Source organism: Streptomyces sp. MS06 (assembly GCF_047200655.1).
GTDB lineage: Bacteria > Actinomycetota > Actinomycetes > Streptomycetales > Streptomycetaceae > Streptomyces.
Window position 1 is genome coordinate 25,297 of sequence record NZ_JBJZOJ010000077.1, and the last position, 9,396, is coordinate 34,692.

Annotated in this window: 7 protein-coding genes and 1 pseudogene; 7 read left to right on the forward strand and 1 reads right to left on the reverse strand. The window is 67.3% G+C overall.

Going from position 1 to position 9,396, the window contains the following annotated elements; all coding sequences use genetic code 11:
- Positions 1-21 precede the first annotated feature (21 nt).
- Positions 22-2,133, forward strand: a complete 2,112-nt coding sequence (locus ACL02U_RS29475; RefSeq protein WP_412794035.1) for an ISAzo13 family transposase — start codon at positions 22-24, stop codon at positions 2,131-2,133.
- A 5-nt stretch (positions 2,134-2,138) separates the two neighbouring features.
- Here the strand turns inward: ACL02U_RS29475 and ACL02U_RS29480 are convergent.
- Positions 2,139-2,936: pseudogene (locus tag ACL02U_RS29480) on the reverse strand (IS256 family transposase); the annotation flags it as partial.
- Between the two features lie 544 nt (positions 2,937-3,480).
- Here ACL02U_RS29480 and ACL02U_RS29485 point away from each other — a divergent pair.
- The 6 genes from ACL02U_RS29485 (at position 3,481) to ACL02U_RS29510 (ending at position 9,395) form a co-directional block, all read left to right on the forward strand.
- Complete coding sequence (locus tag ACL02U_RS29485; protein ID WP_412794036.1) at positions 3,481-4,473, forward strand: helix-turn-helix domain-containing protein; 993 nt, start codon at positions 3,481-3,483, stop codon at positions 4,471-4,473.
- A gap of 191 nt (positions 4,474-4,664) precedes the next feature.
- Positions 4,665-4,982 (forward strand): hypothetical protein, encoded by a 318-nt coding sequence (locus ACL02U_RS29490; protein WP_412794037.1) that lies wholly within the window; start codon positions 4,665-4,667, stop codon positions 4,980-4,982.
- Between the two features lie 325 nt (positions 4,983-5,307).
- On the forward strand, positions 5,308-6,621 hold the full coding sequence (locus ACL02U_RS29495; protein ID WP_412794038.1) for a diaminopimelate decarboxylase: 1,314 nt from the start codon (positions 5,308-5,310) through the stop codon (positions 6,619-6,621).
- Positions 6,618-7,580: a 4'-phosphopantetheinyl transferase superfamily protein gene (locus ACL02U_RS29500; protein ID WP_412794039.1), complete on the forward strand. Its 963-nt coding sequence runs from the start codon at positions 6,618-6,620 to the stop codon at positions 7,578-7,580. Before ACL02U_RS29495 ends, ACL02U_RS29500 begins: the two co-directional genes overlap by 4 nt.
- 2 nt (positions 7,581-7,582) lie before the next feature.
- Positions 7,583-9,112 carry a class I adenylate-forming enzyme family protein gene (locus tag ACL02U_RS29505; protein WP_412794040.1) on the forward strand — a complete coding sequence of 510 codons (1,530 nt, stop codon included), beginning with the start codon at positions 7,583-7,585 and terminating at the stop codon, positions 9,110-9,112.
- 19 nt (positions 9,113-9,131) lie between these two features.
- On the forward strand, positions 9,132-9,395 hold the full coding sequence (locus ACL02U_RS29510; protein WP_412794041.1) for a phosphopantetheine-binding protein: 264 nt from the start codon (positions 9,132-9,134) through the stop codon (positions 9,393-9,395).
- Position 9,396: the final 1 nt, after the last annotated feature.

Below are 9,396 nucleotides of genomic sequence, written 5' to 3' on the forward strand. Positions count from 1 at the left end.
TCAGCGACTCGTTGGCCTGGTATGGCGATCACGGAGGAGTTGCTGTCCCAACTCGACTGCCGTTTCTCGGTGTTGCTGCCTCATCTGAACGAACGGCAGCGGCGCCTGGCTGTGGCGGCCGAGGCGAGGCTGCTCGGACACGGTGGGGTACGCGCTGCCGCCCGGGCGGCAGCCGTGAGCGAGACCACCGTGCGCCGGGGGATCGCAGAACTGGAGTCCGGTGTCGGGCCGCTGCCCGGCGGACGCATCCGCGCCGAGGGCGGGGGCCGCAAACCGGCCGAGGAACTCGACCCCGGCCTGGTGAACGCGCTGATGACTCTGGTTGAGCCCGATGAGCGCGGCGATCCGGAGTCCCCATTGCGCTGGACGACGAAGTCGCTGCGCCACCTGGCCGAGGAACTGGCCAGGCAGGGCCACCCGGTCTCCGCCCCGACAGTGGGGCGGCTGCTGAAGCAGGCCGGCTTCAGCCTGCAGGGCAACGCCAATACCCTCGAGGGCACCCAACACCCGGACCGCGACGCCCAGTTCCACTACCTCAACGAGCAGGTCAAGCAGCACCAGGCGGCGGGCGAGCCGGTGATCAGCGTGGACACCAAGAAACGCGAGCAGATCGGCCGCCTGCCCATGGCCGGACGCGAGTGGCGCCCGAAGGGCGAGCCGGTGCAGGTCGAGGACCACCACTTCTTCTTCAGCGGACCGGACGTCGAGCAGGCCATCCCGTACGGGATCTACGACATCGCCCGCAACGTCGGCTGGGTCAACGTCGGCGTCGACCACGACACCTCCACCTTTGCCGTCGAGTCGATCCGCCGCTGGTGGAAGGCCCGCGGGCACGACGACTATCCGCAGGCCACCCGGCTGCTGATCACCGCGGACGCCGGCGGCTCCAACGGCTACCGCTACCGGGTCTGGAAGAGCGAGCTGGCCGCACTGGCCGCCGAGACCGGCCTTGCTATCACCGTCTGTCACTTCCCTCCCGGCACCTCGAAGTGGAACAAGATCGAGCACCGGTTGTTCTCCCACGTCACCCACAACTGGCGTGGACGCCCCCTGACCAGCCACGATGTCGTCGTCGAGACGATCGCCGCCACCCGCACCCGGGCCGGACTACGTGTCGAGGCCCGCCTGGACCGCGGTGACTACCCCACAGGCATCGCCATCAGCAAGGACCGATTCGCCGCCCTGCCCCTGGTCAAGCACGATGTCCACGGCCAGTGGAACTACACCCTGCTGCCCGAACCCGCCACGGCGCAGACCCCGACCGCCACCGGGGAGGCACACGGCGTCGCCGAACGGCGTCGCGCGCTCCTGGCCCGTCTGGCCGACCCGCGACTGACCGGACTGAGCAGCACGCAACTCGCCGGTCTATGCACCGAGTTGGCTCCACTCCAGGCCGCCCGGTCCCAGGAACGCTACAGCGAACAGCGCGGCGGACGCGCCCGCCGGGCCACCGGAAAGCTACGCGGCAGCAAGCCGCTGTTCGACGACGCGACCCGGGTGACGCTGACCCTCCTTTACCAACGGCAAGTGTGCTCGATGAAGCTGCTGAGCGACATGCTGGAGGTCACCCCCGAATGCGTCGGCCACCTCGTCGCCGAGACTCGCCGGGTCCTGGAGGACCACGGCCACCAGCCCGGATACGCACCCACCCGCTTCACCACGGCGGACGCGCTGATGACGTTCCTCGACACCGACCAGACCCCGACGCGCACCCGGATCATGGAGAACCTGTCCCATCCGCGTCTGACCGGCATGTCCCGCGAAGACCTGGATGCACTCGCCCGCCGTCTCGCCCCACGCCAGCTCGCTCAGATCGAACGCGCCTCCTACCAGCGTCGGGGCACCGACCGCCAGCCGGGCAGCCGCGGCGGCGTCTTCCCTCAGAAGATCGGCGACAAAGAACGCGTCATCCTCGCCGTCCTCTACCTGCGGAAACTGTGCACTCTGGACGTCCTCGCCGACGCGTTGGGCGACGTGAGCAGATCCCTGATCGGCAACGTCATCCGCGAGATCCGACCCCTGCTCGTGGAAGGTGGACTCCTCCCGCCCCCGGCCACCACCCGCTACCGCCCGCAGCCGATCTCCTCACTGCCGCGCAGAGCGAACACGACACACCGACAGGTTGATTCTTGACGGCTTCTGTGGGCCCAGCACCTCTGGTGGCGGGCGGCCGGGAACACCTCCGCCAGCGCCTTCCACAGCCCCATCGCGCCATCGCCGACCACCAGCTCGGGATCACGCATGCCCCGGCGGCGGCAGTCGCGCAGCAGGTCGGCCCACGACTCGGTGGACTCCCGCAGCTCCTCGGCCAGCGCGATCAGTTCCTTGGTGCCGTCCAGGCGCACTCCCATCAGGACCAGGACGCAGGAGTGCGCCTGGCCGAGGCGGACCTTGGGGTGCACTCCGTCGGCCCACACGTACACGTAGTCGGACTGTGTAAGGTCGCGCTGCTGGAAGGCGGCGTGGTCGTCGCTCCACTGCTTCGTCAGCCGGGTCACGGTGGCCGGCGACAGCCCGGCCGCTGAGCCGAGGAACTGCTCGAGCGCGGGCACGAAGTCCCCCGAGGACAGGCCGTGCAGGTAAAGCAGTGGCAGCACCTCGCTGACCTTGGGCGACTTGCGGCACCACGGCGGCAGGATCTTCGAGGAGAACCGCATCCGCTCGCCGGTGGCCGCGTCGACCCGCTTGTCGTTCACGCGCGGGGCCGTGACCTCGACCGGACCTGCGGCGGTGGTCACGGTGCGGGGTCGGTGGTGGCCGTTGCGGACCACCAGGCGCCGCACCGCGGCGTCCGTCTCGGCGGCCAGCTCGGCTATGTACTGGTTGACCTCGGCCTCCAGCGCGGCGGCGAGCATCCGCCGGGCGCCCTCGCGGACGATCTCGTCGATCAGGGAGCCGGACTCGGTGGAACCGTCGGCATTCACTACGCTGAGCACGGGCGTACCTTCCCGACCCGCGCTGCGAACGCGGGCCTCTACTCGGTGACTTGTAGATCACTCGGGAAGGTACGCCCTTCGCGTCCCGTCCCGAAGGCCGATCCACAAGTCCTGAGCATTGCTCCTGCTCCAGGGAGCGGAGCCGTACCTGCGTTGGCTCGTTGGGAACAAGGACACTCTGCCCGAGATCGCCGCTTGCTTGGGTGGGGCCATGGACGGGCGGGACGCTCGGCACAGCCACGTCGACGTCCCGCAGCCGGCCAGTGCCTGATTCCGGCTCCTCCACCTGCGGGTCGCTGGTGGCGTTGACGTCCTCCCCGCCGACGCGCACGTGTTCCTTCAGGGCTCCAGGAAGTCACGATGGGTCCGCTCAATGTCGCCCTTCAGCGATCCCCGGACTTGGGCAGCCGCCGCAGCGACGCCGTCCACTGGTAAGCGACCGAAACCCACTGGCAAATCGAGGCTGATCGTTGTTCGATCAGGTTAGGTGCACAACTGAAGAGACAAAGGGGGATCGCGTGGCCGTCTCAGGCCACGAGAGGACATGCTTGATGCTCTTGGACTCGACACCGTAACCGATGCCGTATACCGGATGATGCTCACGCATCCCGACGACGGCGTGACGGATCTGTGCGACCGACTGGGGCTCACTGAACAGGCCCTGTACACCGCACTCACCCGGCTCAGCGAGATGGCGCTCGTCCGTCGCGCGAGCGGGGACTCGCAGCGCATGCACGCGGTCAGACCGCACCTGGCCATGGAGATACTGCTGGCCCGCAAGCAGGCAGAAGTCGCGGCGCAGCAGCAGCAACTGGAGGAGAGTCGGGCCGCAGCAGTCAGACTCATCTCAGAGTTCGCGGGTCAGGGTTCGGGTTCTCCGATGGATGACGTAGAGCACCTCCAAGGCCTTGACCACATCCGTGACCACCTGTCGGTGATGAACAGCACCGTCGAGGCGGAGCTCATGACCTTCGCGCCGGGCGGACCGCAGACGCCCGAGAACATGCGCAGCTCGCGTCCACTGACCGAGAAGTTGTTAGGCAGGGGCATCGTCGTACGGACGATCTACTTGGACAGCATCCGCAACGATCCGGCCACCGTCGCTCATGCCGAGTGGCTCGTCTCGGCAGGCGTTCAGGTGCGCACCGTGCCTACACTGCCGAACCGGATGATCATCGCCGATAAGCTTTCCGCTGTGATCGCTACGGACAGTGACGACACTGCGGAAGGGGCGATCGTCGTCAGGACACCGGGCGTACTGACCACTCTGTGTTCCCTGTTCGAGACCACATGGCAGAGATCCGAGCCGCTGCACTCCTCGGCCCAGGCTCCCTTGGGCAACGACCTCACTCCGCAGAAGCAAGAGGCACTGCAGTTGCTGGCACAGGGAGCGACCGACGAGACAGTCGCCAAGCGACTCGGTGTATCTCCCCGCACTGCGCGCCGCATCTCCACCGCCCTCATGGCGCACCTGGGGGCCCGTAGCCGTTTCCAGGCCGGAGTGCACGCCGTCCGGCGGGGGCTGGTTAGCGACTGATCTACTCCCAGCTCGCACGCTGACGAAATGGTGCAGGCCCGCTGGTCCTCGAATCTTGCGGCGGCGGGTCTGCACTCATTGCTGCCGTTTACCGGGCAGTCGTCGGCGCTCCTGTGGAAATTTGGGCCATGGCATTAAGCGTCCAGCTGTGACGCATAGTGAGAGAAATCCAAACCCGACATAGTCGACGTATGTTTCTCGTTCATATCACGCTCGACCCGCCACCGGGCGCGTCCAGGTTGCCCGATGACATCGTCTGCCTGCTCCGTTGCTGCGACACAGGCGAGGATGGGGTGGAGTACATCGCTGTGCATGCCTCAGCCAAGCCGTGGCCAACCATAGGCGTGTTCCTGACCTGCCCAGATCTAGCGACCGCCGAAGCGGAGGCGGAACTGCTGTGGTGGCGTGCTATGGCCCGCCACCCTGTGCTCGCGGCATGGCGGCTGCGGCGAGTCGAGGTGCCGCTACTGCATCCAGAGGCCCTGTGGCGGGACGAGCGGCGGGATTGACTGGCCACTCGCCGGACCTATACGGGCCAGGGACGGTTCTGCCCACTGAATCCCTCTTTTCATGGTGCAGAAAATCGCCAAGAATTGTGTTCGCCAGGCAATGAACTCCGTGATCCGAGAGGAATCAGGCCGTGCGCAGGAGCATCCTTTCTACCCTTTTCGCTGGTGTATTCGCCGTCGCCATCGGAGTAGCCGCCGAGAGCGGCGTGCCCGCTGGTTCCCCCGGTTTGTCGGTTGGTTCCGTCGTCATCGCCCCGTCCGTCGGAGCGGCCGTCCAGGAGACGGCCGACGAGCCCGGCTGGCAGTGAGTAGAAAGGTCCGTCACATGAGCGCCGAGCAAGCCCGGTTCCAGGGCAACACGGCCAGGGCCCTTGCCGAGGAGTTCGGCACCCCCTTGTTCGTCTACAACGCCGATGTGGTCGAGGACACCTACCGTCGGCTGCGGGAACAGCTTCCCGACGTGGTGGATGTCTTCTACTCCCTCAAGGCCAACCCGAACATCAGCGTGTGTGGCCTCCTCGCCGCCCAGGGAGCGGGCGCCGAGGTCTCCTCGCACGCCGAACTGGTCACCGCCCTGCGGGCCGGAGTAGCGCCCGAGGACATCATCTTCCTCGGGCCTGGCAAGGATGCGCGGGATCTGGCGGCCTGTGTGGACGCCGGCATCCACGCTGTGGTCTGTGAGTCGCTGGAGGAACTGCGCCTGTTGGAAGACCTCGTATGGGAACGAGGGGCAAGCACGCCGTACCCCGCGCTGCTGCGGGTGAATCCGTCGTTCGGTAGCAAGGGGTCGGGGCTCGCTATGGGCGGCAAGCCACGGCAGTTCGGCATCGATGAGGAAGAGGTGCGCCGGGCCAAGGACGCGCTGGCAGAGCTGCGGCACGTGCAGGTCAAGGGAGTGCACGCCTACATGGGAACCCGATTCCTGAACCATGCGGACGTTGTGCACAACACGGCTGGGATTCTGTCCATGGCCGAGGACCTTGCCGGACACTTGGGAGTCCCCCTGGAGACCGTGGACTTCGGCGGCGGACTGGGCATCGCGTACTTCGAGAATGAGGAGGACCTCGACCTTACTGCGCTGGGCGATGGTGTGCGGGAGGCAGTCGGCGCCTTCGCTGCACGTCATCCGCACTGCCGGCTGATCATGGAGCTCGGTCGCTTTCTCACCGCCGAGGCTGGTACCTACGTGGTCCGTGCCCGCTACGTGAAGCGGTCCCGGGGCGAATGGTTCGTCGTCGCGGACGGCGGTACCAACCACCACATGGCGGCTGTTGGCATCGGCAGCTTTGTCAAGCGGAACTTTCCCGTGACGCACCTTGACCGCCCAGAAGAACCTGCCGAGTACAGCTACACGCTGACCGGCCCCCTGTGCACCCCGAACGACGTCATCGCCAAGAAGGTCACGCTGCCCGAAGTCGTCCCCGGGGACCTGTTGGGTGTGGAGCGCTCGGGAGCCTATGGCCCGACCGCCTCCCCGGGCCTCTTCCTCAGCCACGGCTTCCCCGCCGAGGTACTGGTCCACCGGGGCCGGGCCCGTCTGGTCCGGGATCGGGACACGACCGAGGACCTTCTGGCCAAACAGCACCTCATCGACTTCGCCTACGAGAGCGATACGTCCGCTGGCGAGGGCATGCCTTGACCGGAACCGTCGACGGGATCGCGGTCCGTATCGGTGTGGACGTTTTGGACCGAACCGAACTCCGCTGTCTCCTCGCACGGCCCTGGTTCCTCCACCTCAGCTACGCCCCCGAGGAGGTCCGACGCGCCGACCTCATGGGCGAGGAACGTCGCCTGGAGTTCCTCGCCGGGCGGTTCGCGGCGAAGGAGGCAGTGGTGAAGGTGCTGGGCACCGGGCTCCTTCGGGGCGTCGCACCCCGGGACATCTGTGTTGACCAAGCCGAGAACGGGGCGCCGGTGGTCACGCTCCGAGGTCCCGCGGCGCGTCTGGGCCAGACCTCGATCGCGCTGTCGATCACCCACAAGAAGAACGTGGTTGCCGCTGTGGCCCTCGCCGTAGCCACGCCGGCGGCCCCGAATCACGCCAGAACGCTCAGAGAGGACGATGCCCCTATGTCCCTGGTGGACACTCAGGAGAAAGCCGAGGCATCTGCTTTCCTCCGCGTACGCATCGGCCAGGAGGACGCTCACTACGGCGGAGACCTGGTAGACGGTGCCCGCATCCTGCGGATCTTCGGTGATCTCATCACCGAGATCACCGCACGGACAGATCAGGACGAGGGACTGCTCGCCGAGTACTCCAGCATTCGCTTCCTGGCCCCGGTAAGGCCGGGCGACTACATCGAAGCCCGCGGACGGCTGGTGCGCATGACCCGGCTGCGCCGCGTGGTCCAACTGGAGGCGCACAAGGTCATCGAGGCCCGCCCAGCGGACGGCGACAGCGCCGTGGAAGTCCTCAGCAATCCCCAACTGGTGTGCACGGCCATTGCGACGACGGTGATTCCCCTGCACAAGGCCACCACCCGGGCACCGGGCACCTCCCCGGCCAACCAGCGGGGCCGTCGCCGTACCGAGAACTCGACCCCGCCCACCAGCATCGCAACCGCGCCGTCCGTGTCGTCCACCGCAGCAAAGGAGTGATGATGAACGTGCTACCCGTGTTGGTGCACGATCTACTCGACCGGGCGGCCGAGCGAGACCCGCAGGCCGTCGCCCTGAGCACCAGCGGCGCCTGTATCACCTACGAGGAGTTTTCGCGGGCAAGCGTGCGGCTGGCCGGCTCGCTGCACGAGGCGGGAGTCCGCTGTGGCGACCGTGTCGTGGTCAGCGCCGCCGACGGCCTGGGCACGGCGGTCCTCGTGTACGCCGTTTCCCGGCTCGGGGCCGTCTTCAGCGTTTTGCATGAGGAGGTGCGCGGCGAACCGCTCGAACACGTCCTGCGTGACTGCGAACCTGTGCTCCTGGTCTCCGACGACGCCGACGCGGGCCGCACTGCCGCGGCGCATGGCGTGTCCTTCCGGCTCCTGACAGACCTGGTCCGGGACGCTCTCGACGACGGACGCCCGGTCCCCGACGCACCCAAGACACCAGGAACGCTCGCCGTCGACCCGGTGTGCCTGATCTACACCTCGGGCACGACCGCACTGCCAAAGGCCGTGGTGAGCACCCATCAGCAGGTACTGTTCGCAGCCTCAGCCATCCACACCTGCCTGAGCTATCGCGCCGACGACGTCGTCTTCTGCCCCCTACCGCTCTCCTTCGACTACGGCCTCTACCAACTATTCCTCGCTGCGCTCGGCGGAGCCCGGCTGCACCTCGCCACAGCCACCGAGGCCGGCCCGCCCCTGCTGCGCCACCTGGAGCGGACGCGAGCGACCGTGCTGCCCGGCGTGCCCTCGATCGCCGACCGGCTGGCCTGGCTGCTACGCCGCAGCGACGGTGCCTTGAGATACCTCAGGCTGCTTACCAACACAGGCGCCGCGCTGGCGGACAGCACCATGAGCGCCCTGCGCCAGGCCCTCCCCCAGCTGCGCATTCAGGTGATGTACGGGCTCACTGAATGTAAGCGCACGGCGATCATGCCGCCGGACGGCGACCTGGAACACCCCGGTTCCTGCGGGTTTCCGCTGCCCGGCACCAGTATCCATGTGATCGACGACGCCGGACGGCGGCTGCCACCTGGCGAGATCGGGCAGATCGTGGTCCGCGGACCGCACGTCATGGCCGGGTACTGGCGACGACCGGAACTCAACGCCGAACGTTTCCCCCGCGCCAGCGGCCTCTTCCCGGAACTGCACACCGGCGACTACGGCTGGTTGGACGACCAGGGATTCCTCTACTTCTCCGGACGCCGCGACGATCTGTACAAGGAGCGAGGCTTCCGGATCAGCGCGACCGAGGTGGAGGCGGCGGCGCACCGTGTGCCGGGCGTGACGTCCGCAGCCGTCCTGCCGCCGGCAGGCCGGCGCGGTGCCGTACTCGTCGTGGTCAGCGACGGCATCGGTGCCAATGCGGTACGTGAACGGATGCGGGAGCACATCGAGCCCTTCAAGATCCCCCGGCACTGCGTCCAGGCCGACACCCTCCCCACGAACGGCAACGGGAAGGTCGACCGCAAGAAACTTGCGGCCCTGGCGGAGCCGACCGACCAGCCCACCCTCTCCACCAAGTGACCCTTTCAGGAGGAACCTCATGGAACGTCAGGCAATCGTGCAGGCAATCGAAGCCGCCCTCACCGACGTCCTGGAACGTCCCGTCGCGGGGCTGAGCGGCGAGGTCAGGCTCTTCGACGACCTGCACCTGGACTCCACCACCATGCTGGAGATGCTCATGGCGCTGGAGAACTCCATCGGGCTGGTCGTCGACCCGGAAGAGCTGGACGCGGACGACTTCCTGTCCGTGGACACCTTCTCCGACTTCGTCGAATCGACCCTGGGCTCCCAGGTACCGGCGTGAG

Excerpts from the sequence above, each read along its gene's own strand:
- ACL02U_RS29495 (WP_412794038.1), top strand. The coding sequence starts at position 5,308 with ATGAGCGCCGAGCAAGCCCGGTTCCAGGGCAACACGGCCAGGGCCCTT.
- ACL02U_RS29505 (WP_412794040.1), top strand. The coding sequence starts at position 7,583 with ATGAACGTGCTACCCGTGTTGGTGCACGATCTACTCGACCGGGCGGCC.
- ACL02U_RS29485 (WP_412794036.1), top strand. The coding sequence starts at position 3,481 with ATGCTTGATGCTCTTGGACTCGACACCGTAACCGATGCCGTATACCGG.
- ACL02U_RS29475 (WP_412794035.1), top strand. The coding sequence starts at position 22 with ATGGCGATCACGGAGGAGTTGCTGTCCCAACTCGACTGCCGTTTCTCG.
- ACL02U_RS29510 (WP_412794041.1), top strand. The coding sequence starts at position 9,132 with ATGGAACGTCAGGCAATCGTGCAGGCAATCGAAGCCGCCCTCACCGAC.
- ACL02U_RS29490 (WP_412794037.1), top strand. The coding sequence starts at position 4,665 with ATGTTTCTCGTTCATATCACGCTCGACCCGCCACCGGGCGCGTCCAGG.